The following is a 22932-nucleotide window of genomic DNA, read 5'->3' on the forward strand; positions in this document are numbered from 1 at the left end:
GCAGGCCGGACACGTCGACGACCGTCGTTCACGAGGCATTGCGAGGAGGCCGTCGATCGCGACAGCCGTCGCTCCGCCTTCCCATGACACGTCTCCGGCGTGGAATTGAGATGCGCGACAGCATCCTCGTCGTGAACGCGGGCAGCTCGTCGATCAAGTTCAAGCTCTACCGCATCGAGGGCGCCGATCTCGCGCTCAGCCTGAGCGGGGGGATGAGCGGGATCGGCGGCACGCCCGCGCTGAGGGTGACGGACGGGAGCGGTGCCCTCTTGGAGGACCGGCGTTTCGAAGCCGACGCGGTGCCCGATGCCTCGGCCGCCCAGCACCATCTCGCCGATTGGCTCGTGCACCATCTCGGCGACACGACGATCGTCGCGGTCGGGCACCGGGTCGTCCATGGCGGAGCGGCCTTTGCGGAGCCGGTGCTGATCGATGACGCCGTGTTGCGCAGGCTCGAAACCTTCATTCCGCTGGCGCCGCTCCACCAGCTCGGCAACCTCGATCCGATCCGTGTCTTGCGGCAGCGCCGGCCCGATCTGCCGCAGGTCGCCTGTTTCGATACGGCCTTCCATCGCGGCCATCCGGAATTGTCCGATCGCTTCGCCCTTCCCCGCTTCCTTCATGACGAGGGCGTGCGGCGCTATGGCTTCCACGGCCTGTCCTACGAATACGTCGCCGGGCGCTTGAAGGAGGTCGCCCCGGAAACGGCGGAGGGGCGCGTGGTGATCGCCCATCTCGGCTCCGGGGCCTCGCTCTGTGCGCTGAAGCAGGGCCGAAGCCAGGAAACCACCATGAGCTTCACCGCTCTCGACGGCGTGCCGATGGGAACGCGCTGCGGTGCGCTCGATCCCGGCGTCGTGCTGCATCTCATCGAGCATCGGGGCATGACGCCGGCCGAGGTCGGGCACATGCTCTATTACGAGAGTGGGCTGCTCGGCCTGTCCGGCCTCAGCAATGACGTGCGGACGCTGCTGGCGAGCGACCGGCCCGAGGCTGAACTCGCGGTCGCCTTCTTCTGCCGGCGCGTCGCGCAAGCCGCCGCCGCCCTTGCCGTGACGCTCGGCGGCCTCGACGCCTTCGTCTTCACGGCCGGGATCGGCGAGAACGCGCCCGAGATCCGGCAGCGCGTCATCGCCGATTTGAGTTGGGCCGGTTTGATCCTGAGCAATGACGCCAACGGTTCGGGCGTCGCAAGACTCGATGCATCGGGAAGCCGGGCGCAGATCTGGGTCATTCCGACCGACGAAGAGCGCATGATCGCGAAACACACGATGCGTCTGCTGGATCGAATCGCACCAGGGGCGAGGGCATGAGGCGGACGAGGCCGGGCCCCAGGGCGCGCGGGGCCCTGCTTGCGATCCTGCTCGCCACCGGTTTCGCCGTCGCGGCGCCGCCGCCCTCCCTCGCGCAATCGCGCCTGAAGCAGTTGATCGACCGTCTGCGCGGCCAGAAGATGCCGGACGGCATCGCCAAGTCAAACGGGCGCATCGAGGCGACGCAGGTCGATGTCGCCGCGAAATATGCGGGTCGAATCTCGAAGCTCCTCGTCAAGGAGGGCGACGAGGTGAGCGCAGGGCAGGTCGTCGCCACGATCTCCTCCCCCGAGACCGAGGCCCAGTTGCGCGGCGCTCAGGCTCAGGTGCTGCGGGCCAAGAAGAGCCTGGCCGAGGCCGTCGCCCTGATCGCCCAGCGCACCAGCGACCTCACCTTCGCCGACGCCGACTACAACCGCGGCAAGGAGCTGGTCGGCAAGGGCTACATGACCAAGCAGACCTTCGACCAGCGCAAGGCCAAGGCCGAGGCGGCCAAGGCGGGGCTCGACGCCGCCAAGGCGCAGGAGGATCAGGCCAAGTTCGCCGTGCAGAGCGCCGAGGCCGACGTGCAGCGGCTGCAGGCCGTGCTGGTCGATCTCGTGCTGCGGGCGCCCCGCGACGGGCGGGTGCAGTACCGGCTGGCGCGGGAGGGCGAGGTCGTGGGTGCCGGCACCCGCATCCTGACGCTGCTCGACCTCGCCGACGTCTACATGACGATCTACCTGCCGGCGGAGCAGGCCGGGCCGCTCGCGCTGAACGACGAGGCCCGCATCATCCTCGATCCGGTTCCGCAATACGTCGTGCCGGCGACGATCAGCTTCGTGGCCGCCGATGCGCAGTTCACGCCTAAAAGCGTCGAGACCGAGGAGGAGCGCGAGAAGCTGACCTTCCGGATCAAGCTCCAGATCGATCCGCAGGTGCTGAAGACCTACCGCAAGCGGGTGAAGACCGGCGTGCGCGGCATCGGGTTCGTGCGCATCAAGGGCAACGTCGCGTGGCCGCCCGACCTCGCCGTGAAGCTGCCGTGAGTCCGGCATGAACGACGCGGCGGAGATCGCCCGGCTCGACCATGTCTCGCACCGCTACGGTCGGACGATCGCGCTCGACGCTGTGTCGCTCGGCCTGCCGGCCGGGCGCATGGTGGGGGTGATCGGGCCGGACGGCGTCGGCAAATCGACCCTGCTCGCCCTCGTCGCCGGGGTGCGCCGGATCCAGTCCGGCCAGGTTCTGGCGCTTGGCGGCGACATGGCGGAGCGGCGCCACCGCGCGGCGCAGGGCGCGCGCATCGCCTACATGCCGCAGGGACTCGGCCGCAATCTCTACCCGACGCTCAGCGTCTTCGAGAATATCGACTTCCACGGCCGGCTGTTCGGACAGGGACAGCGCGAGCGGCGCGCCCGCATCACCGACCTGCTCACCGCGACCGGCCTCGAAGCCTTCGAGGCACGGCCCGCCGGAAAGCTCTCCGGCGGCATGAAGCAGAAGCTCAGCCTTTGCTGCGCCCTCATCCACGATCCGGACCTATTGATCCTCGACGAGCCGACCACCGGCGTGGACCCGCTCTCGCGGGGACAGTTCTGGGATCTGATCGGCTCGATCCGGGCGCGCCGGCCCGGCATGAGCGTCGTCGTCGCCACCGCCTACATGGACGAGGCCTCGCGCTTCGAGTGGCTGGTGGCCATGGACGACGGAAAGGTCATCGCGAGCGGCAGCCCGGCCGAGCTGCTGGAGCGGACGGCCAAGCCGGACATGGAGGCGGCCTTCATCGCGCTCCTTCCGCCCGAGAAGCAGGCGCAGCACAAGGCGGTGGTGCTGCGGCCCCGCCCGCCGGGGCTCGACGCGGAGCCGGCGATCGAGGCCGAGCACCTGACGCGGCGCTTCGGCAGCTTCACCGCGGTCGACGATGTCAGCTTCCGCATCGGCCGCGGCGAGATCTTCGGCTTTCTCGGCTCGAACGGCTGCGGCAAGTCCACGACGATGAAGATGCTCACCGGCCTCCTGCCGGCCACGGAGGGCACCGCGCGGCTGTTCGGTCGGCCCGTCGGCAGCAACGACATGGAGACACGGCGCAACGTCGGCTACATGTCCCAGGCCTTCTCGCTCTACAGCGAGCTCACGGTGCTGCAGAACCTCGAACTGCACGCCCAGCTCTACCATCTGCCGCCGCACGACCGGCCGGCGCGGATCCGGGAACTGCTCGACCGCTACGAGCTGGAACCCGTCAAGGACGCCCGGCCCGACAGCCTGCCGCTGGGCATCAAGCAGCGGCTGCAGCTCGCGGTGGCCGTGCTGCACCGGCCGGCCATGCTGATCCTCGACGAGCCGACCTCGGGCGTCGATCCCATCGCCCGCGACGCCTTCTGGCGCACCCTGATCGACCTCTCGCGCGACGAGGGCGTCACCATCTTCCTGTCCACCCACTTCATGAACGAGGCGGAGCGCTGCGACCGCATCTCGCTCATGCATGCCGGCAAGGTGTTGGCCGTCGATGCGCCCGCCGACCTCGTGCGCGAGCGCGGCAGCGACTCGCTGGAGGATTGCTTCATCGGCTATCTCGCCGAGGCCGCCGGCATCGACCGGGAGGAACCGGCCGGGCCGCCGGCGGATCTGCCCGCCGCCGCCGCTCGGCCTGCACCGCATCGCCACCTGTTCGATCCGCGCCGGCTCTGGGCCTATGCAAGGCGCGAGACGATGGAGTTGCTGCGCGATCCCATCCGCATCGCCTTCGCCTTCATCGGCCCGATGCTGCTGATGGTCGCCTTCGGCTACGGCATCTCATTCGATGTCGAGCACCTGCGCTTCTCCGCCTTCGACCAGGACAACAGCCCGGAGAGCCGGCAGCTCGTGGAGGCCTTCACCAGTTCGCGCTACTTCAGCGAACAGGCACCGATCCGCTCCGCGACCGAACTCGACGAGCGCTTCCGCAGCGGTAGCGTGCAGATCGCCCTCGAGATCCCACCCCGGTTCGGCCTCGACCTCCAGGCCGGCCGGGTGCCGGAAGTCGCCGTCTGGCTCGATGGGGCGATGCCGTTCCGGGCAGAGACCAGCCGGGGCTACGTCACCTCGCTGGCGAGCCAGTACGCTCAGCAGCTGGCGATCGAGCGCACGGGCGCCGCGGCGACGGGCAGGACCGTGAGCGTGGAGACGCGCTTCCGCTACAACCAGGCCTTCCGCAGCGTCAACGCCATGGTCCCGAGCGTGATGATGCTGCTGCTCATCCTGATCCCCGCCATCATGTCGGCCATCGCGGTGGTGCGCGAGAAGGAGACGGGGTCGATCGCCAATTTCCGCTCGACGCCGGTCACCAAGTTCGAGTTCCTGGTCGGCAAGCAACTTCCCTATATCGGCATCGCGATGATCAGCTTCCTGCTGCTGGTCCTCGTCGCGCTGATCGTGTTCGACGTTCCGGTGAAGGGCTCGTTCATCGCCCTGGCGCTTGGCACGCTGTTCTATGTCTCGGCCACCACCGGGTTCGGCCAGTTCATCTCGACCTTCATGAAGACCCAGGTCGCGGCGGTCTTCGCCACGGCGCTCCTGTCGATCATCCCGGCGGTCAACTTCTCCGGGCTTCTGGTGCCGATTGCCTCGCTCTCGGGCAGCGCGCGGATCATCGGACTCTCGCTGCCGCCGGCCTGGTACCAGCCGGTCACGGCGGGCGCCTTCACCAAGGGCCTGCCCTTTATCGAACTCGCGCCCAATATCGCGGTGCTGGCAGGCTTCGCGTTCCTGTTCCTCGTGCTGTCGCAACTGCTTCTGCGCAAGCAGGAGGTGTGACATGGCCGCTCCCGCCCAGGCCCCCGCTCGCGCCCAACTCCCCGCACCGCTCGGCTTCGGCACGCATGTGGCCAACGTGTTCCGCCTCATCGTCAAGGAGCTGCGCAGTATCCGGGCCGATCCGGTGATGCTGTTCCTCGTCGTCTACGCCTTCTCCTTCGCCGTCGTCTCCGTCGCTTCCGGCGCCTCGACCGAGGTGCGCAACCTGACCATCGGCGTGGTCGACGAGGATCACTCCGACCTCTCGCGGCAGATCGTGAGCGCCTTCAACCCGCCGCTGTTCAAGAAAGTCGTTCCGATCGGTCCCGAAGAGGTCGATCCCGCCATGGATACCGGCCGGCTGGTCTTCGTGATCGATTTGCCGCCGCGCCTGCAGCGGGACGTCCTGTCCGGCCACCCGACCTCGATCGAACTCGACGTCGATGCCACGGCCATGACCCAGGCCGGCAACGGCTCGGTCTACATCCAGACCATCATCACCCAGGAGATCGCTGCCTTCGCCGCCCGCAGCGAACTCAACGATACGGCGCCGGTGCGGGTGGTGACGCGGGCCAAGTTCAACCCGAACCTCCAGACGAGCTGGTTCACCTCGGTGATGCAGGTGATCAACAACATCACGCTATTGACGGTGATCCTCACCGGGGCGGCGCTGATCCGCGAGCGCGAGCAGGGCACGGTGGAGCACCTCCTGGTGATGCCGCTGGTGCCGGTCGAGATCATGCTCGCCAAGGTCATCGCCAACGGGATGGTAATCCTCGTGGCGGCCGGATTCTCGCTGCTCATCGTGGTCGAGTGGTGGCTCGGCGTGCCGATCGCCGGCTCCATCGCCCTGTTCCTGTTCGGGGCGGGCCTCTACGCCCTCGCCGTGGCGGCTTTGGGTATCCTGCTCGGCACCATCGCCACCTCCATGGGGCAGTTCGGCCTGCTGGTGATCCCGGTGCTGCTGCTGATGCAGCTTCTTTCCGGCAGCAGCACGCCGATGGAGAGCATGCCGGTCTGGCTGCAATATCTCGTGCAGATCGTGAGCCCGACGCCGCACTTCGTCGCCCTCGCCCAGGCCGTGCTCTACCGCGGCGCGGACCTTTCCATCGTCTGGCCGCAGCTCCTCGCCCTCCTGACCCTGGGCAGCGTCTATTTCGCCTTCGCCCTCGCCCGCTTCCGCCGCGTGATCTTCGGAGACTGAGCGCCGACACGCCCTCCCCGCGTTCCGGCGGCCGCCCGAGAGGCCGCCCGATCCTGCCCCGCCAGCCAGGAGATACGCCGTGACCGAGCCAACCACCCTGCAAGGACGGACCACGCCGTCGTCTGCCTCCCTCGGCGGCGAGGAACTCACGCTGATCGACCGCTACTGGCAGGCGGCCAACTATCTCTCGGTCGGCCAGATCTACCTGCTCGACAATCCGCTGCTGCGCGAGCCGCTTCAGCCGCAGCACATCAAGTCGCGGCTTCTCGGCCATTGGGGCACGACACCGGGTCTGAACTTCATCTACGTCCACCTCAACCGGCTGATCAAAGCCCGCGATCTCGACGCGATCTACATCTGCGGACCGGGCCATGGCGGTCCCGGCATCGTCGCCAACACATATCTCGAAGGCACCTACAGCGAGGTCTATCCCGACATCGCCCAGGACACGGAGGGCATGCGCCGCCTGTTCCGGCAGTTCTCGTTTCCCGGCGGCATCCCGAGCCACGTCGCGCCCGAGACCCCCGGCTCGATCCACGAGGGCGGTGAACTCGGCTACGCCATCGTCCACGCCTTCGGCGCCGTGTTCGACAATCCCGACCTGATCGCCGCCTGCGTGATCGGCGACGGCGAGGCCGAGACCGGGCCGCTCGCCGCCTCCTGGCAATCGAACAAGTTCCTCAGCCCGGTCACCGACGGGGCGGTGCTGCCGATCCTCCATCTCAACGGCTACAAGATCGCCAACCCGACCGTGCTCGGCCGGATGCGGGACGACGAGTTGGAGTCTCTGTTCACCGGCTTCGGCTACGAGCCCTTCTTCGTCGAGGGCGACCAGCCCGAACCCATGCACCGGGCGATGGCCGAGACGCTCGACTGCGCGATCGCCCGCATCAAGGATATCCAGGCCGAGGCGCGGGGCGGCGGCATGGGCTTCCGGCGCCCGCGCTGGCCGATGATCGTGCTGCGCAGCCCCAAGGGCTGGACCGGGCCGAAGACCGTGGACGGCAAGCGGGTGGAAGGCTTCTGGCGCGCGCATCAGGTGCCGGTCAGCAACGCCCGGACCGATGAGGGACACCGCAAGGTCCTCGAGGACTGGATGCGAAGCTATCGCCCCGAAACCCTGTTCGACGAGACCGGCCGCTTGCGGCCCGAACTCGCCGCCCTGGCGCCCGAGGGCAACCGGCGCATGAGCGCCAACCCCCACGCCAATGGCGGTCTGCTGCGCCGGGAGCTGCGGCGTCCCCGGTGGCAGGACTTCGCCCTCCCGGTGCCGCAGCCCGGGGCCGAAGTCGGCGAGGCGACCCGCACGCTCGGACGGTATCTGCGCGATGTGATCCGGCTCAACGCCGAGGCGCGCAACTTCCGCATCATGGGCCCGGACGAGACCGCCTCGAACCGGCTCGACGCGGTGTTCGAGGCGACCGACCGGGTCTGGATCGAGAACATCGAGCCCTATGACGTCAGTCTGGCCCACGAGGGCCGGGTGATGGAGGTGTTGAGCGAGCATCTCTGCCAGGGCTGGCTCGAAGGCTACCTGCTCACCGGCCGCCACGGTCTATTCTCCTGCTACGAGGCCTTCATCCACATCGTCGATTCGATGTTCAATCAGCACGCCAAGTGGCTGAAGGTGTCGCGCGAACTCGGCTGGCGCCGGCCGATTTCGTCCCTCAACTACCTCCTGACTTCCCATGTCTGGCGCCAGGACCATAACGGCTTCAGCCATCAGGATCCGGGCTTCATCGACCTCGTCGCCAACAAGAAGTCGGACATCGTCCGCGTCTACCTGCCGCCGGACGCCAACACGCTGCTCTGGGTCGCCGACCACTGCCTGAAGACCTACGACCGCATCAACGTGATCGTGGCCGGCAAGCAGCCGCAGCCGCAATGGCTCGGCGCGCACGAGGCGGGCCTCCATTGCGAGGCGGGCATCGGCATCTGGCCCTGGGCCGGGACCGACAAGAGCGGACTCGAGCCCGATGTCGTGATGGCCTGTGCCGGCGACGTGCCGACGCTCGAAACCCTGGCCGCCGTCGATCTGCTGAAGCAGGCTGTTCCCGGCCTTCGCATCCGGGTCGTCAACGTGGTCGATCTGATGACGCTTCAGTCGAACAGGGGTCACCCGCACGGGCTGACGGACGCCGCGTTCGACAGCCTCTTCACCCGCGATAAGCCCGTGATCTTCGCCTATCACGGCTATCCCTCTCTCATTCACCGGCTGACCTATTCCCGGGCCAACCACGCCAACATGCATGTGCGCGGCTTCATCGAGGAGGGCACCACGACGACGCCGTTCGACATGGTCGTGCTGAACGAGCTCGACCGCTTCCACCTCGCCATCGAGGCGATCGACCGGGTACCGGGGCTGGTGACGCGGGCGGCAGGGGCCAAGCAGGAGTTCCGAGACCGCCTGACCGCACACAAGCTCTACATCCGCGAGCATGGTGAGGACATGCCCGAGATCCAGGGCTGGAAATGGCCCTACGAGACGCGCCACGAAACCGGAGACCCGCGCTGAGCGGCGCCGATCGCTCGGGGTCGGCGGGCTTGCGTCGATGCGCCCTGCCGGGTCTATCCGGTTCCTATCCACGGATGACGCCTTGCGACGCGTCGCGGGAGATCGGCGGCAAAGGCGCGGGGACGGGTGCGACGAGAGACACGAGGGCGCATGGACACGCAACAGGCCGGCCGCGTTCTGGTCGCCGGGGGCGGCATCGCCGGTCTCGCCGTCAGGCGGGCCCTGCACCAGCACGGCATCCCCTCGCTGACGCTGGAACGGCGCGGCGTGCAGGCGGAGGCGGGATTGGCGATCAATCTGCCCGGCAACGCGGTGCATGCGCTGAGTCAGTTCGGCTTGCTGGATGCACTCCGCGCGGTCGGCTCGCCGGTGCGGCGTCGCGAATACCGCACCGAGCGCGGACGCCTCCTCTTCGCGGTGGACGAGGCCGCGTTCTGGGGTACGGAAACGGAGCCGCATTGCCTGCGCCGCGCTGACCTGCTGCGCCTGTTGCAGGGCGATCGTCCTCCGGGCGACATCCGCCGGGGCGTCGAGATCGCCACCGTTCGGCAGGAGCCGCAGGGCGTAACGGCTGCACTCACCGACGGCTCGACGAAGAGCGGCGGGCTGCTCGTGGGGGCGGACGGTGTTCACTCGGCGGTCCGCCGCAGCCTGTTCGGGGAACAGACGCTCGGGGCGGCGATGCTGGCATCCCGGAGCTGGCGCTTCATGACGCCCAATCCCGGCGTCGAGGCCTGGACGCTGTGGGCCGGGGCCGGGGCCTTGTTCCTGCTCATTCCGGTCGATCGCGGCGAAGCCTATGGCTGGGCCTCGGTGAGCGCAGGGCGGGAGCGTGGCTCCGATCCGGCCGCGATCCGCGGCGCCTTCGCGCCCTTTCCCCGTCTGGTGCGCGACACGCTCGATGCGGTCCTGTCGCAACCGGAGGCCGTCTATCACTCGCCGCTGGAGGAGGTTCGCATCCCGGCCTGGACCCGCGACCGCGTCGTCCTGCTGGGCGATGCAGCGCACGCCACCGCACAGGTCTGGGCCCAAGGTGCTGCGCTCGCCCTGGAGGATGCAGGGGTTTTGGCCCGCCTGCTGGCGGAGCGCGCGGATTGGGATCGCGTCGGGCCGGACTTTGAACGGCTGCGGCGCCCCCGCGTCGCACATGTCAAGACCATGACCGATCGTCTGTCGCGAACGGCGCGGATGCCGGACTGGGCGAGGAACGTTCTACTGCCCGTCATCGGCCCGCGCAGCTACCGCACCACCTATGGCCCGCTCCGCACGCCGGCCGTCTGAGGCCGGATCGCGGCAAAGCCGGAGCCGTCCGTTCCGACAGAGGCGGAATGGCTAGAGCATCGTCCCGAAAGATGGTTGCCGGCTTTCGGAAAAAGATGATGCAACGACAAGAACCCAGAGCATCGATCTGGATTCGAGATCCAGGTCGATGCTCCAACGCGACGGATCGGGGAAGAAAGTTGGAGCGGGTACCGGGAATCGAACCCGGGTATTCAGCTTGGAAGGCTGCTGCTCTACCATTGAGCTACACCCGCCGATGGCATCTCAGACAGGCGACCGGCTTGCCGGCACGCCTCCGCTGGAGCGGCATCGTGGTGGGGCGATAGCATGACCCGGCGGCTTTGAGAAGCGCGGACACGGGCCCGATGCCGCCTCAAGAAAGCGTCGACCGATCGGATCTGCGGCTTAGCTCCGCGACCTCGGCCGAGGCGTCGACGTCGCCGCCATCTACCCACGCCGGACGGCTCCATCGAACGCCGGGCGATATCGCTTCAGAGAGCCGGACCGCGGCACCGGGGAGGACGGTGCCGCGGGTCGTCTGCGGATCAGGATAATCGGGCTCTTCGCCGGCTCCGTTACAACGGTGCCGATTGGCCGTTCTGCCAATTACATGCCGCCGAGCAGCACGTTCATCGAGCCGACAAAGGTCATTACGAGGCCGCAGGCAAAAACGGCGATCATGGCGTAGGAGACGGGCTTCAGTTGCATGCTCAGTCAACTCCTTACGGTCGGTTGCTCCGACCTGCGGCGTCGGCCCCGCGTCATCGCGGAATGGCAAACCGCACGGCAGGCGGAGGGGAGAGGCAGAAACCGGGCCATCGAGGCCCAGTCATTCCATCAACGATAGAAACGCTCAGTCATTCCATCGACAGGACAAGAAATATGCGTCCAAACGATGAAGCGTATCGCGACTCGCGAAGATGTGAGTCCAGTGCGGCCAGTATTGACGATAAATTTCCACTGGAAATGGCAACCTGCACGATATCACAGCCTCGCGAAGCTTGGCCTCGGCGCCCCGTGCTAGCAGCGCGTGCCGCCAGACGTCTGGCCATATTGCTTGACCGGGAAGTTCTGCTGGTTCGCATTGCCCTCGGCCGCCGAGCTCATCGGGCAGGCGGTGTGCGCGGGGCTGTCGTGAACGCCGAGGGAACCCGTGACGGCCACGTCGGAGGCCGTGGCCGGGGGGGCGCTCCGGTCGAAGGCCATCACGGAAGAGGCCGGAGCGGTGACGCCCATGACGATGGCGGCAACGACGGCGGCAACTCGGGTCTTCATGTCAGTTTCACTTTCGCTCGTTCGGCGCTTTGCCTTGAAAGCGCAGCCTTATCCTCTGGTATTACTGATATAGGTGATAGAAATTGAGCATGACGTGCCGGGGCACACGCACCGTCAGGGATTAAACCCGAACCATGGTTTGCCCCTCGGCCCGTGCCGCGGAACGCAGTTGCCGGACGCCACGAAGCAGGATGCCGCGCACGGCGGATGGGCTTCGGCGAGGCCGCGCCCGACCTCGCTCGAACAAGCGTGCTGTACGTCCTGTCGTCCGTCGGCGCGGCGTGTCAGCGCCGGTTCGGCAGGCGGGGATTGGTCTCGGCCGGGCCGGGAAGCGCCCTGCGTTCGAGCCCCTTATGGAGATGGACCATGAGCGCCACACCGAAGAGCGGCGTCACGAGGTTGACGATCGGCACGATCATCAGACCCGCGAGCAGGCAGCCGGCCGCGATCACCGTGAATCCGTGATGCTCGCGCATCGCCCGTGCCTCCGGAAGGGAGCGGAAACGGCCGGCGGCCAGCTCGAAATACTCGCGGCCGAGGAGGTAGGCGTTGGCGCCGAAGAAGGCGAAGAGGTTCACCCCCGGCACAAAGACGAGGATCAGCGCCACGAGATTCACGAGCAGGGCGAGGCCGGCAAAGCGCATCGCCGAGCCGAGCGCCTGCCCCCACGGCAGGGCACGCCCCGGTGTGTCGGCAGGAAAATCGCTGTGCTCGACCACTTCGGCGACGTCGTCGAGGAAGAAGCCGGCCACGAGGATCGACACCGCAGGCATGATGTAGGCCAGAGCCACGAACAGCCCGGCACCGGCCAGGAAGAAGGCCATGGTGTCGAGGAACGGGTAGTCGGCCGAGATGTGGTGGCTCGCCTGGAAGGCCTGGATCAGGCGCGTCAGGCCGAACCACAGAACCACCAGCAGCCCGATCGTGAGCGCCAGCGATTTGAACAGGATGCCGCGCAGGGCGGGGGAGAATACCTGCCGCATGGCGGCGGCAGCGGCCTTGATGAGCATCGTGCCCTTCGATCCTCTCGATGATCCGCACCCACCCGAGGCGGGTTCTCGCCACTCCGCGTGGATGGCGCAAGCCCCGGCTTCGGGAAACCCTAACGAAGCGCGGCTCCTGAGCGGGGTTGAGGCGTTGTCCGCACGACATATGCCGGAGACCCCGTTCATGGCCCGCCCCGTCCTCTCCCGTCTCGTCCTGCTCGGCTCCCTGCTCGCCACTCTGCCGGCCGCCGCCCACGAGGTCGGGGCCTGGGCGGGAGCCAGCTCCGCCCCGGCGGAGCGCTCCGAAGTCGCGGTCGCGGCGTTCGACGGCAAGGCCTACGTCATCGGCGATTACAACGGCGCGACCGAACTGCTGATCTACGATCTGGCCACCGATCGCTGGAGCAAGGGCGCGCCCTTCCCCTACCCCGTCCACCACACCATGGCCGCCGAACAGGGCGGGCGGATCTACGTGTTCGGCGGCTACGTCGACGGCTGGAAGGCGACCGACAAAGTCTGGGCGTACGACCCGAAGGCGAATGCCTGGGAGGCTCGCGCGCCGATGCCGACCCCACGGGCCGCGGGCGGGGCGGCGCCGCTCGGCGACAAGATCCATGTGGTCGGCGGCAGCGGGTCGGGACGCGGCAACGTCCGTTCCCACGAGGTCTACGATCCGGCAAACAGCACGTGGAGCAAGGCCGCCGACCTGCCGACACCCCGCGACCACCTCGCGGTGCAGACGGTGGAGGGCCGCATCGTCGCCAGCGGGGGCCGGATCGACGGCGATTCGAGCAAGAACCTCTCGGCCAATCAGGTCTACGATCCGGCGCGTGACGCCTGGAGCGAGGCGGCGCCCCTGCCGACCGCGCGCAGCGGCGTCGCCTCCGCCGTGCTCGGCCGCGAGGTCTTCGTCATCGGCGGCGAGTCGAACCGCAGGACCTACGACAAGGTCGAGGCCTTCGATCTGCCGGGCAATCTCTGGCGCGCCCTGGCCCGGCTTCCCACCGCCCGCCACGGCTTCGGGGCGGTGACCTACAAGGGCCGCATCTTCACCCTCACCGGTAGCCCGCGGCCGGGCGGCGACCGGTCGGGAACCGTCGAGGTGCTCGATCCGAACGGCGCCGCGCCGGCTCGCTGAACGACGGAGGGCGGCCGAGGGCGCTTGCCGCAGAGGGCTTGGCAGCCGACATGAGGACCGCTGCCCTCCCGGATCCGCTTCGAGACCATGCGCCCTCCCGCCGAGCACGCCCGTTTCCGCCCGACCGTCGAGCCCCGCGTCTCACCCGTCCCGGCCGCACCTGACGTGATCGTGATCGGCGCGGGCGCCGCCGGGATCGCTTCGGCCCGGCGGCTGATCGAGCGCGGCCTGTCGGTGGCGGTTCTCGAGGCGCGCGAGCGGGTCGGCGGGCGCGTGGTGACGACGCGGCTGCGCGGCCACGCGATCGATCTCGGCGCGCACTGGATGCATGCCGGGCCGATCAACCCCCTCGTTGCCCTGGCCCGGAGCCGCGGCGAGCCCCTGCGGCGGGCCGCCCAGCACGCGCATCTCTGGATCGGCCGGCGTCCGGGACGTGCGGATGAGGAAGCTGCCTTCTCCCGCGCCTTCGACGTCGCCGACCGGGCGATCACGGGCGCGGCGTCCCGCTCGCAGGACGGGCCGGCCTCCGGCGCCCTGCCCCGCCATCTCGGGCCCTGGCGCGAGCGCATCGCCGGCGTCCACGCCCTGGTCTCGGGCCGGCCGCTCGAGGAGGTGTCGCTGCACGACTGGCCGAGCATGGAATATGGCGACAACTTCTTCATGGCGGGCGGCTACGGCGCCTATCTCGCCCGATTGTCGCTCGGTCTGCCGATCCGACTGGGATGCCCCGTGGCCGGCCTCGACTGGTCGGGGCCGGGCGTGCGCGTGCAACTCACCGACGGTGGGCGGCTCGCCGCGCAGGCCGTCATCGTCACGGTCCCGATGCCCGTGCTCCAGGCGGCCTTCTGCTTCGATCCGCCACTGCCCGAACGGACGCGCGCCGCCATCGACGGTTTTCTATCGGGCATCTACGAGCACATCGTCCTGCACTGGCCCTCGGCACCGTTCCGGGGCCGCGATCGACTCGCCAGCGTGGTCGGCGGACGCCGCAAACCGCCGGGGATGCTGACCCGGATCGACGGCACGCCGTTCCACTATTTCGAGCTGGACACCGCCTTGGCCCGCGCCCTCGACGCCGCCGGGGCCGGCTCCGATGGGGCGCGACGCCTCGCCCGCGCGGTTGTGGCCGAGCATTTCGGCCGCGCCGCCCTCGGCGACCTCGCGATCCCGGCCGTGACCGCTTGGCGGCACGATCCCTGGTCGCGGGGCTCCTGGGCCGTGGTTCCCCCCGGACACGCGGCGGCCCGGACGACGCTCCAAGAGCCGGTCGGCGAGCGGATCTGGTTCGCAGGCGAGGCCAATTCCCGTGCGCAGTGGGGCACCGCGGGCGGCGCCTACGAGGAAGGGCAACGCGCCGCCGACCGCGTCGCCGACACCCTCGCCGACCATCGTGCCCCGCTGCGCGCGAGCGCCTGAGCGCTCCCGCACTTGCATCCCCCACCCGGATGGGCGAACCGCCGCTGCGACAAACGCACATGGGCGTCCGCCGGAGCGAGGGCCGGCCGAACGTCGGGGGGACGCGATGAACTGGGTCGAAGCCATCGGCTATCTCGGGACGGCGCTCACCGTCGCCTCCTCGGCGATGGGGACGATGATCCCGCTGCGGATCGTGGCCCTGTGCGCGAGCTGCGCCGTCATCACCTACGGCTACCTGATCGGCAGCGTGCCGGTGATGCTCACCGAGGCGATCCAGATCCCGTTCAACGCGTGGCGGCTCTACGAGATGGTCCGCCTCGTGCGCGAGACCGAGCGGGCCGCCTCCGGCGACCTCTCCCTCGACTGGCTGAAATCCTTCGGCACCTCCCGCCGCTTCAGGGCCGGCGAAGTGCTGTTCCTGAAGGGCGACCCGGCCCACGAGATGTACCTGATCGAGAGCGGGCGCTTCCGCATCGCCGAACACGGTCTCGATATCCGGCCGGGCCAGATCGTCGGCGAACTCGGCATGCTCTCGCCCGGCAATCGCCGCACCGGCTCGCTCGCCTGCGTCGAGGCCGGCACCGCGCGCTGCCTGTCCTATTCCGAGGTCAAGCAACTCTACTATCAGAACCCCGAATTCGGCTTCTACTTCCTGAAGCTGACGAGCGAGCGCCTGTTCCAGAGCGCCGCCGAGATGACAGGAGCGCAACGCACCGCACCGGCCGGCAGCGACGTGCTGTGATCGTCAGTCGGACTGCCGCATGAAGCTGTCGGGCGTGCCTGTTCCGGCCTCCACGAACTGAATGTCGCGCGGCCCGCGCCGGGGCGTGTCGACGGAGAGGAACACCACCGGCTCCTCCAGAATCTCCGGCACGGAATGTACCACCCCCCGCTTGAAGAACACGAGCATGCCCGGCCCGACCTCGACCGGCGCCGCGTCGCCGAACTGCATCCGGCAGCGGCCGGAGAGGGCGTAGAGATACTCGTCGCAGGTCGTGTGATAGTGCGGCGGCGTCGGCCGGTAGACGCGGAAGACGCGGGCGCTGGCTGCCTCGTTGTCGGTGAAGCGGTGGTCGGCCACCATGGTCGCCGCGGTGTCGGGAAGGCGGCGAACGCTCTCGGCCACGTCGAACACCGCGTGGCCGGCGGATCCCTGCTCGTCCATTCTGCGGTGCCCCCGTTTCGTCCAGCGGCGATTATGCCTATGCGGGCGGCCGGTGCACAGGGGCCGGCGGCCCACGCATTTCATCAACCGGTCGAAAATGTTAGGGATGGGGCAACGTCCCGAGCGGTGATCGTCGGCTTTCGGGACAACACGCAGTTTTCGCAGCGCCGCACGGTTCGCGGCCCGGACATTGATGACCCGGAGATGATGCGCGGATACGAGGGAAACGCCCAGGTCATGGCGGATGTCGCCACCGTGATCGAGCAGGCGCAGCGCGAAGGTCGCGATCTCGCGACGGCTCTGCGCATCGCCCGGGTGACGCTCGCCTATGTCAGTGGCCCCGAGCCCGAGCCGGACCAGGCCCGCGCGCTGGAAGCGCTCGACCAGCAACTGCGTGCGCTTTCGGACTAGAGCGTTTCCCGACGAAGCGACGCCGGTTCGGCGAAAGAACGCGCGTTGAGACAAAGACCGAGAGTCGCCGGCCCGATGTAGTCAGGGCGGATACGGCTCTCGTCGGCATCGGACTCAGCGACGGGCCGGAGCGCTCAGGCAAACGCCTCGCAAGCCTCCCGCATGAGCGCCATCATCCGGGGGCCTCCATGCCCCTCCGTCTCGACGATATGCAGCCGGCTGACCGGCCAGCGCCGATGAAGCGTCCATGCCGCTGCTGCCGGTCCACTGATATCCCTGCGCCCATGAATCAGCGTTGCGGGAATCGTCTCGATGCGATGCATGCGCTCGATCGGCCGATGCTCGCCGTGAAGGAAGGCATCGTTCGACCAGTAGTGGGTGACGAGAGTGGCAAACACCATGGCCTGCCGAGGGTCGGCGAACGCTAACGGCGACCAATCGGGGCCGAGTGAGACATGAGTGTTCTCCCAGGCGATCCACTCCTGGGCCGCCTGGACTCGGTCCGCTTCCGCCTCGGAGGAAAGTCGGCGGGCATACGCGTCCACGACACGTTCGCCATCCCGCTGCCGGGATGCTGCGGCAAGACGCTGCCACGCCTCCGGAAAGATCCGTCCGATCCCTTCGGTGATCCAATCGACTTCGTCCCGGCTCGTCGTCGTGACGGCAACGAGAACCATGTCCGTCACCCGCTCGGGATGAGCCTGCGCATAGGCCAGAGCGAGGGTCGTGCCCCATGAGACTCCGGCAACCGCCCAGCGCTCGATCCGAAGGTGGACCCTGACGGCTTCGATATCGGCAATGAGAGCCTGTGTGGTCTGCTCATGCAGACGATCGAGTGCATCGATCACGAGCGGTCGGCTTCTCCCGCATCCGCGCTGGTCGATACCGACGACATAGTGCTTGAGCGGATTGAACTGACGACGGTAACCGCCGGACAGGGGAGGCGCACCGGGACCGCCATGCAGGAAGACGATGGGCTTGCCGGTCGGGCTGCCGGATGTCTCCCAGTAGATTTCGTGCCCACTCGGAACACGGACATGCCCAAAGGCGGCCGACTCCCGCGACTTGTCGTGCATGCTCACCATTCTGCCCGGAGCGGCGGATCGACCGCCTCGCTCATCCCGCCGCCTGCACGATCAGCGTCACGGCTCCGAACAGCAACACGGCAAGCACGGCCACGCCCATCAGAATGAGGGCCGCCCGCGACTCGCGTAGCTCGTGATTCTCCATGGTCCGAGCTTAAGGAATGCGACGCGCGGCGCATAGAGCATCATCCCGAAAGGTGGCCTCCGGCTTTCGGGACAAGTTGATGCGAAAACAAGAGCCTAAAGCCTCGTCCTGGATTTGATTTCCAGCACGATGCTCGAGCGCGGCGGTGGTACCTCAAAAGCGCCGGCCGTGCCGATGCGGGCCCAGGATCACGATATCCTCCGGGCATACGACTCGGTCCGTCCGCGTCGCGTCCGACTTCAGGATGCCGTGCAGGGGCTGCACCGCCCAGCGTCCGTACCAATCGCGGGAAGGCGAGAACCGGGTTGCCTCCGATATGCCGACGGGCTCGATCGGCGTGCCGGCGCCGGCGAAGCGCGCCTCGCCGGATCCGTCCGCAAGCAATCCGAACAGGATCGGCTGCACGTCGCGGTCCGAGGCGTTCTTCGCGAGGTTGGGCAACGACATTTCCAAAAGCTTTCTCGTGGGACGATCGGAGTGTCCGAAATCGGGACGATCCTCCGCATCGCTGCAAATCCGAAGCCCGGTGCGATGGTCCCGCGGCGGCACGCTCGGTCGAGACAGTGGAGTCGTTGCAACCCTGGTTCGTCACTTGCCACGGCTGGGGCGAGAGGACCCGACAGGGCACCGAATGTTCCGCATTGGCACGCCGTCACGGCCGACGCGGCACGGCGGGCATCCCTTTCGAGACCGAACCACCGACGCGATGAGAAGACCTCCCGCGATGAAGAGCACTTTCGAACTCATACTAAGCCCGTTCCAGCGGCGCTTCGCGGCCCTCGGCCTTCTCGGTGCCCTGGCTGTCACGGTGACGTGGTGGTTCATCATCGCCCGCGGCGTCTGGTTGGCGCTCGAGTGGGCTTCCGCCTGACGCCGGAGTCCATCCTCGAAAACGTTCTTTCAAAAGAACGTTCTGCGATAGAAATTCCCTCTATAACGCCACCGCCAAGGAGAACATTCATCTCAGTTGATCTGTGTGCGACACTCTTCTCGGACCGAGGCTCAACCACCGAACGTGGCACTGCGCTTGACATCGTTCTTTAAAACGAACACTTCCTCACCATAGGCGGGTCGAAGCCCGCGATGTGGAGGCGAGACGACGTGTTCGACGGACATCCGATCAAGCCCGGCGCGGTACCCTATCGGCGCGCGGTCCTTCTCGGTCTCGCGATGGCCGTCGGCCTTGCATCCGCCGGCAGCGCCCAGGCGCAGGGCGAGATCCTCAACGTCTCCTACGATCCGACGCGCGAACTCTACCGCGAGATCAACGCGGCCTTCGCCGAGGAGTGGAAGGCGAAGTCCGGCGAGACGATCACCGTGCGCGCCGCCCATGGCGGTTCGGGCGCGCAGGCTCGTACCGTCATCGACGGCATCCCCGCGGATGTCGTGACCCTCGGCATCCCCTCCGACATCGACGCCATCGCCAAGATTTCGAAGAAGATCCCGGCGGATTGGCGCACCAAGCTCCCGAACGAGGGCCTGCCCTACACCTCCACCGTCGTGTTCCTCGTCCGCAAGGGCAACCCGAAGGGCGTGAAGGACTGGGACGACCTGGCGAAGCCCGACGTGAAGGTCATCACCCCGAATCCGAAGACGTCGGCGGGCGGGCGCTGGAACTTCCTCGCGGCCTGGGGCTACGCCTACGAGCGGGACGGCCGGGACAAGGAGAAGGCCAATGCCTTCGTCGGCTCGCTCTACAAGAACGTGCCCGTGCTCGACACCGGCGCCCGCGGCTCGACCGTGACCTTCGCTCAACGCGGCCTCGGCGACGTGCTGCCGACCTGGGAGAACGAGGCCTTCCTCGTGCTGGAGGAGTTCGGCAAGGACAAGTTCGACATCGTCGTGCCGCCGACCTCGATCTATGCCGAGCCGCCGGTCGCCCTGGTCGAGGCCAACGTCGACAAGAAGGGCACCCGCAAGCAGGCCGAAGCCTATCTCCAGTTCCTCTACGGCGACCGGGCACAGGCGATCTTCGCCAAGCACCATTATCGCCCGATCAAGCGCGAGGCGGCCAAACCCGAGGATCTCGCGCAACTTCCCGACATCAAGCTGTTCAAGATCGAGGATCTGCAAGGCTCCTGGGACGAGATCCAGAAGGCCAACTTCGACAATGGCGGCCTGTTCGACCAGTTGAGCCGGGCCGGGCGCTGACCGCATGGGCGAGCCCGTGAAACCTCGGCGTCGCTTCCGCCAGAGGAGCGTGATTCCCGGCTTCGGGCTCACGCTCGGCTACACGCTGACCTGCCTGAGCCTGATCGTGCTGCTGCCGCTGGCCACCCTCGTGGTGAAGGCGTCAGGTCTCGGCCTGTCCGGCATCTGGGACGTCGCCACCGATCCGCGCGTGGCCAGCGCGCTGCGCGTGAGCTTCGGCGTTTCGTTGCTCGCCGCGCTCACAGCCTCGGTCTTCGGCGGCATCGTCGCCTGGGTGCTGACCCGCTACGACTTCCCCGGCCGCAAACTCGCCGACGCCGTGGTCGATCTGCCCTTCGCCCTGCCCACGGCCGTGGCCGGCATTGCCCTCGCCTCGCTCTACGCACCCAACGGGCTCGTCGGCGCGCAACTCGCCCGAATCGGTATCGAGGCGGCTTACACGCCGGTCGGCATCTTCATCGCCATGGTGTTCATCGGTCTGCCGTTCGCCGTGCGCACGGTGCAGCCGCTGATCGCCGAGATCGACAAGGAGGTGGAGGAAGCCTCCGCCATCCTCGGCGCCTCACGGATCACGACGCTGACGCGGGTGGTGCTGCCGCCGCTGATCCCGGCGGTGCTGACCGGCTTCGCCCTCGCCTTCGCCCGCGGCGTCGGCGAGTACGGCTCGATCATCTTCATCGCGGGCAACCTGCCCTATGTCTCGGAGATCGCGCCGCTGCTCATCGTCATCAAGCTCTCGGAATTCGACTACGCGGGCGCAAGCGCCATCGCCGTGATCATGCTGGCGATCTCCTTCGTGACCCTGCTCGCGATCAACCTGATCCAGGCCTGGAGCCGGCGGAGATTCGGCTATGTCTGAAGCGCTGGCGCAAGGCCCCGGCACGCCGCCGCCACACGAAGCGCTGCGGCTTCCCGCGAGCGTCGTCACCGAGCGGCGGATCGTGCGTTGGATACTGATCGCGGTCGCGCTGACCTTCCTCGGCCTCTTCCTCGTCCTGCCGCTCCTCACGGTGTTCGCGCAGGCTCTGGCCAAGGGCTGGGGCGCCTACCTCGCCGCCTTCTCCGAGCCCGACGCGCAGTCCGCGATCCGTCTGACCTTGATCGTCGCGGCGATCGCCGTGCCGTTCAACCTCGTCTTCGGGGTTGCGGCCTCCTGGGCCGTCGCCAAGTTCGAGTTCAGCGGCAAGAACCTCCTCGTCACGCTGATCGATCTGCCGTTTTCGGTCTCGCCGGTGGTATCCGGGCTGATCTACGTGCTGGTGTTCGGTTCGCGCGGCCTGTTCGGCCCGTTCCTCGTCGAGCACGACATCCAGATCATCTTCGCGGTGCCCGGCATCGTGCTCGCGACGATCTTCGTCACCTTCCCCTTCGTCGCCCGCCAGCTCATCCCGCTCATGCAGGAGCAGGGCACGGCGGAGGAAGAGGCGGCCCTCACCCTCGGCGCCTCCGGATGGCACGCCTTCCGGACTGTGACGTTACCCAATATCCGCTGGGGCCTGCTCTACAGCGTCCTGCTCTGCAACGCCCGCGCGATGGGCGAGTTCGGCGCGGTCTCGGTCGTCTCCGGCCATATCCGCGGACTCACCAATACGCTGCCGCTGCACGTGGAGATCCTCTACAATGAGTACAACTTCGTTGCCGCGTTCGCCGTCGCCTCTCTCCTTGCCGGGCTCGCTCTTGTCACCCTCGCCGTCAAATCCGTCCTCGAATGGCGCTACGCCGACGATATCGCGGCGGGGGCACGCCGCCACTGATCTGGTGGGAACGGCGACGGCGATCCGGATCGAGGACGTCTCGAAGACCTTCGAGACGGCGGCGGTGCTGCACGACTTCACGCTCGACGTGCGGGCGGGCGAGTTGCTGGCGCTGCTCGGCCCCTCGGGCTCGGGCAAGACCACGTTGTTGCGCATCATCGCCGGGCTCGACTTCCCCGATCGCGGCCGGATCATCTTCGGCGGCGACGATGCCACGCAGGTGCCGGTGCAGCGGCGCGCCGTCGGCTTCGTCTTCCAGCACTACGCCCTGTTCAAGCACATGACGGTGGCACAGAACATCGCCTATGGGCTCAACGCCCGGAAGCGCTCCGAGCGACCGGACAAGGCCGAGATCAAACGCCGCGTCGGCAATCTGCTCGACCTGATCAAGCTCTCCGGCTTTGCCGACCGATATCCGAGCCAGCTCTCCGGCGGCCAGCGCCAGCGCATTGCCCTCGCCCGCGCACTCGCGGTTGAGCCGCGCGTTCTGCTGCTCGATGAGCCGTTCGGCGCGCTCGACGCGCAGGTGCGAAAGGATCTGCGCCGCTGGCTCCGAGAGATTCATGACCGCACCGGGCAGACCACGATCTTCGTCACCCACGACCAGGACGAAGCACTCGAACTCTCCGACCGCGTCGCAGTGCTCGACCGCGGCCGCCTGGAACAGGTCGGCACGCCGGATGAGGTGCAGGAGAACCCCGTTTCACCGACGGTGCTCAAGTTTCTCGGCGATACGATCGAGGTCGAAGCGATCGCACAGAACGGACAGGTTCTGGTGAACGGAAGGCCCACGCCGCTCACCGCTGCGGAGGGGTTGGTCGGACCGGTCAAGCTCTATGCTCGCCCGTGGCAGCTCCAGTTCGCCGAACCGGACACCGCCCATCTCACCGGGACGGTGCGTTCCTCGTACCGAACGCAGGGGCGTCAGCGGATCGAGATCGACCGCCCCGGCGCGAAAGTCGTAGTGGTGGAAGCCGCCGACACGGCCCGTCTCGCTGCCGGCCGCGAGGTCGGCCTGCGGATCATCGGCGGACATGTGTTTCCGTGAGTCAGCCGCCGGAGAGTCTGTCCTCTCCGGCTGTCGATCCTGCCGGCCCGCGTCCTGCTCTTCAGATCGCGATGCAGGCTTCTTGCTGAATCGCTGAGTTTCCCGTCGGCCCGGCTCGCGGTGAAGCGGCGAGCGAGCGAAGGAAGGGGCTGCTCGGGTGAAAGCCCCCCTCCCCTTCCCGTCGGGCTTTGCGGGGACGACCGTGCGGTGAGTGCGGTGTCGGTGTCGGGTGTCGTGAACGACGGACGGCCCGCGGGCGTTTGGGCCAGCGGGCTTGGGGTCGGATGGGTTG

Annotated in this window: 20 protein-coding genes and 1 tRNA gene; 15 read left to right on the forward strand and 6 right to left on the reverse strand. The window is 67.8% G+C overall.

The window, feature by feature from the left end; translation table 11 throughout:
- Positions 1-110 precede the first annotated feature (110 nt).
- The 6 genes from E4V01_RS10240 to E4V01_RS10265 all read left to right on the forward strand — a co-directional run bounded on the left by E4V01_RS10240 (position 111) and on the right by E4V01_RS10265 (position 10066).
- Positions 111-1313: an acetate/propionate family kinase gene (locus tag E4V01_RS10240; RefSeq protein ID WP_135298273.1), complete on the forward strand. Its 1203-nt coding sequence runs from the start codon at positions 111-113 to the stop codon at positions 1311-1313.
- A complete protein-coding gene (locus tag E4V01_RS10245) occupies positions 1310-2341 on the forward strand; it encodes an HlyD family secretion protein (RefSeq protein WP_135298274.1) in 1032 nt (343 codons plus the stop codon). Before E4V01_RS10240 ends, E4V01_RS10245 begins: the two co-directional genes overlap by 4 nt.
- A gap of 7 nt (positions 2342-2348) precedes the next feature.
- Positions 2349-5087: a ribosome-associated ATPase/putative transporter RbbA gene (gene rbbA / locus E4V01_RS10250; protein WP_135298275.1), complete on the forward strand. Its 2739-nt coding sequence runs from the start codon at positions 2349-2351 to the stop codon at positions 5085-5087.
- Position 5088: 1 nt separating this feature from the next.
- Complete coding sequence (locus E4V01_RS10255; protein ID WP_135298276.1) at positions 5089-6270, forward strand: ABC transporter permease; 1182 nt, start codon at positions 5089-5091, stop codon at positions 6268-6270.
- Between the two features lie 79 nt (positions 6271-6349).
- On the forward strand, positions 6350-8785 hold the full coding sequence (locus E4V01_RS10260) for a phosphoketolase (protein WP_193763185.1): 2436 nt from the start codon (positions 6350-6352) through the stop codon (positions 8783-8785).
- A 150-nt stretch (positions 8786-8935) separates the two neighbouring features.
- Positions 8936-10066, forward strand: a complete 1131-nt coding sequence (locus tag E4V01_RS10265; RefSeq protein ID WP_135298277.1) for an FAD-dependent monooxygenase — start codon at positions 8936-8938, stop codon at positions 10064-10066.
- Positions 10067-10246: 180 nt separating this feature from the next.
- Here the strand turns inward: E4V01_RS10265 and E4V01_RS10270 are convergent.
- The 3 genes from E4V01_RS10270 to E4V01_RS10280 form a co-directional block, all read right to left on the reverse strand.
- Positions 10247-10320 (reverse strand) — tRNA-Gly (locus E4V01_RS10270).
- 766 nt (positions 10321-11086) lie between these two features.
- Positions 11087-11341, reverse strand: a complete 255-nt coding sequence (locus E4V01_RS10275; protein WP_135298278.1) for a hypothetical protein — start codon at positions 11339-11341, stop codon at positions 11087-11089.
- Positions 11342-11625: 284 nt separating this feature from the next.
- Positions 11626-12351 (reverse strand): sulfate transporter family protein, encoded by a 726-nt coding sequence (locus E4V01_RS10280; protein WP_060768375.1) that lies wholly within the window; start codon positions 12349-12351, stop codon positions 11626-11628.
- Between the two features lie 160 nt (positions 12352-12511).
- Between E4V01_RS10280 and E4V01_RS10285 the strand changes: the two genes are divergently transcribed.
- The 3 genes from E4V01_RS10285 (at position 12512) to E4V01_RS10295 (ending at position 15623) form a co-directional block, all read left to right on the forward strand.
- Positions 12512-13465: a kelch repeat-containing protein gene (locus tag E4V01_RS10285; protein ID WP_135298279.1), complete on the forward strand. Its 954-nt coding sequence runs from the start codon at positions 12512-12514 to the stop codon at positions 13463-13465.
- A gap of 87 nt (positions 13466-13552) precedes the next feature.
- Positions 13553-14881: an NAD(P)/FAD-dependent oxidoreductase gene (locus tag E4V01_RS10290; protein WP_135298280.1), complete on the forward strand. Its 1329-nt coding sequence runs from the start codon at positions 13553-13555 to the stop codon at positions 14879-14881.
- 106 nt (positions 14882-14987) lie between these two features.
- Positions 14988-15623, forward strand: a complete 636-nt coding sequence (locus E4V01_RS10295) for a cyclic nucleotide-binding domain-containing protein (protein WP_135298281.1) — start codon at positions 14988-14990, stop codon at positions 15621-15623.
- Positions 15624-15626: 3 nt separating this feature from the next.
- On the opposite strand, the gene E4V01_RS10300 is transcribed toward E4V01_RS10295, so the two are convergent.
- On the reverse strand, positions 15627-16046 hold the full coding sequence (locus E4V01_RS10300) for a cupin domain-containing protein (RefSeq protein WP_060768378.1): 420 nt from the start codon (positions 16044-16046) through the stop codon (positions 15627-15629).
- Positions 16047-16172: 126 nt separating this feature from the next.
- Here E4V01_RS10300 and E4V01_RS10305 point away from each other — a divergent pair, with 126 nt between their 5' ends.
- Complete coding sequence (locus tag E4V01_RS10305) at positions 16173-16457, forward strand: hypothetical protein (protein ID WP_245517496.1); 285 nt, start codon at positions 16173-16175, stop codon at positions 16455-16457.
- A gap of 134 nt (positions 16458-16591) precedes the next feature.
- Here the strand turns inward: E4V01_RS10305 and pip are convergent, their stop codons facing one another.
- Both pip and E4V01_RS10315 read right to left on the reverse strand, forming a co-directional pair.
- On the reverse strand, positions 16592-17533 hold the full coding sequence (pip, locus tag E4V01_RS10310) for a prolyl aminopeptidase (protein WP_135298282.1): 942 nt from the start codon (positions 17531-17533) through the stop codon (positions 16592-16594).
- Positions 17534-17840: 307 nt separating this feature from the next.
- On the reverse strand, positions 17841-18134 hold the full coding sequence (locus E4V01_RS10315; RefSeq protein ID WP_135298283.1) for a hypothetical protein: 294 nt from the start codon (positions 18132-18134) through the stop codon (positions 17841-17843).
- Between the two features lie 277 nt (positions 18135-18411).
- Here E4V01_RS10315 and E4V01_RS25670 point away from each other — a divergent pair, with 277 nt between their 5' ends.
- From E4V01_RS25670 to E4V01_RS10335, 5 genes are all read left to right on the forward strand, one after another.
- On the forward strand, positions 18412-18558 hold the full coding sequence (locus E4V01_RS25670; RefSeq protein WP_193763186.1) for a hypothetical protein: 147 nt from the start codon (positions 18412-18414) through the stop codon (positions 18556-18558).
- 212 nt (positions 18559-18770) lie between these two features.
- Positions 18771-19838 carry a sulfate ABC transporter substrate-binding protein gene (locus E4V01_RS10320; RefSeq protein WP_060768380.1) on the forward strand — a complete coding sequence of 356 codons (1068 nt, stop codon included), beginning with the start codon at positions 18771-18773 and terminating at the stop codon, positions 19836-19838.
- Between the two features lie 4 nt (positions 19839-19842).
- On the forward strand, positions 19843-20697 hold the full coding sequence (cysT, locus tag E4V01_RS10325) for a sulfate ABC transporter permease subunit CysT (RefSeq protein WP_135298284.1): 855 nt from the start codon (positions 19843-19845) through the stop codon (positions 20695-20697).
- Complete coding sequence (gene cysW, locus E4V01_RS10330; RefSeq protein WP_060768382.1) at positions 20690-21592, forward strand: sulfate ABC transporter permease subunit CysW; 903 nt, start codon at positions 20690-20692, stop codon at positions 21590-21592. The genes cysT and cysW overlap by 8 nt, the downstream gene beginning before the upstream one ends.
- Before the next feature lie 4 nt (positions 21593-21596).
- Complete coding sequence (locus tag E4V01_RS10335; protein WP_135298285.1) at positions 21597-22640, forward strand: sulfate/molybdate ABC transporter ATP-binding protein; 1044 nt, start codon at positions 21597-21599, stop codon at positions 22638-22640.
- The last annotated feature ends 292 nt before the right edge of the window (positions 22641-22932 follow it).

Source organism: Methylorubrum sp. Q1 (genome assembly GCF_004683995.1).
Lineage (GTDB): Bacteria > Pseudomonadota > Alphaproteobacteria > Rhizobiales > Beijerinckiaceae > Methylobacterium.

Excerpts from the sequence above, each read along its gene's own strand:
- E4V01_RS10275 (WP_135298278.1), bottom strand. The coding sequence starts at position 11,341 with ATGAAGACCCGAGTTGCCGCCGTCGTTGCCGCCATCGTCATGGGCGTC.
- pip (WP_135298282.1), bottom strand. The coding sequence starts at position 17,533 with ATGCACGACAAGTCGCGGGAGTCGGCCGCCTTTGGGCATGTCCGTGTT.
- cysT (WP_135298284.1), top strand. The coding sequence starts at position 19,843 with ATGGGCGAGCCCGTGAAACCTCGGCGTCGCTTCCGCCAGAGGAGCGTG.
- E4V01_RS10290 (WP_135298280.1), top strand. The coding sequence starts at position 13,553 with ATGCGCCCTCCCGCCGAGCACGCCCGTTTCCGCCCGACCGTCGAGCCC.
- E4V01_RS10285 (WP_135298279.1), top strand. The coding sequence starts at position 12,512 with ATGGCCCGCCCCGTCCTCTCCCGTCTCGTCCTGCTCGGCTCCCTGCTC.
- E4V01_RS10265 (WP_135298277.1), top strand. The coding sequence starts at position 8,936 with ATGGACACGCAACAGGCCGGCCGCGTTCTGGTCGCCGGGGGCGGCATC.
- E4V01_RS10295 (WP_135298281.1), top strand. The coding sequence starts at position 14,988 with ATGAACTGGGTCGAAGCCATCGGCTATCTCGGGACGGCGCTCACCGTC.
- E4V01_RS10255 (WP_135298276.1), top strand. The coding sequence starts at position 5,089 with ATGGCCGCTCCCGCCCAGGCCCCCGCTCGCGCCCAACTCCCCGCACCG.
- rbbA (WP_135298275.1), top strand. The coding sequence starts at position 2,349 with ATGAACGACGCGGCGGAGATCGCCCGGCTCGACCATGTCTCGCACCGC.
- E4V01_RS25670 (WP_193763186.1), top strand. The coding sequence starts at position 18,412 with ATGAAGAGCACTTTCGAACTCATACTAAGCCCGTTCCAGCGGCGCTTC.
- E4V01_RS10280 (WP_060768375.1), bottom strand. The coding sequence starts at position 12,351 with ATGCTCATCAAGGCCGCTGCCGCCGCCATGCGGCAGGTATTCTCCCCC.
- E4V01_RS10245 (WP_135298274.1), top strand. The coding sequence starts at position 1,310 with ATGAGGCGGACGAGGCCGGGCCCCAGGGCGCGCGGGGCCCTGCTTGCG.
- E4V01_RS10315 (WP_135298283.1), bottom strand. The coding sequence starts at position 18,134 with ATGTCGTTGCCCAACCTCGCGAAGAACGCCTCGGACCGCGACGTGCAG.
- E4V01_RS10320 (WP_060768380.1), top strand. The coding sequence starts at position 18,771 with ATGTGGAGGCGAGACGACGTGTTCGACGGACATCCGATCAAGCCCGGC.
- E4V01_RS10240 (WP_135298273.1), top strand. The coding sequence starts at position 111 with ATGCGCGACAGCATCCTCGTCGTGAACGCGGGCAGCTCGTCGATCAAG.
- E4V01_RS10300 (WP_060768378.1), bottom strand. The coding sequence starts at position 16,046 with ATGGACGAGCAGGGATCCGCCGGCCACGCGGTGTTCGACGTGGCCGAG.
- cysW (WP_060768382.1), top strand. The coding sequence starts at position 20,690 with ATGTCTGAAGCGCTGGCGCAAGGCCCCGGCACGCCGCCGCCACACGAA.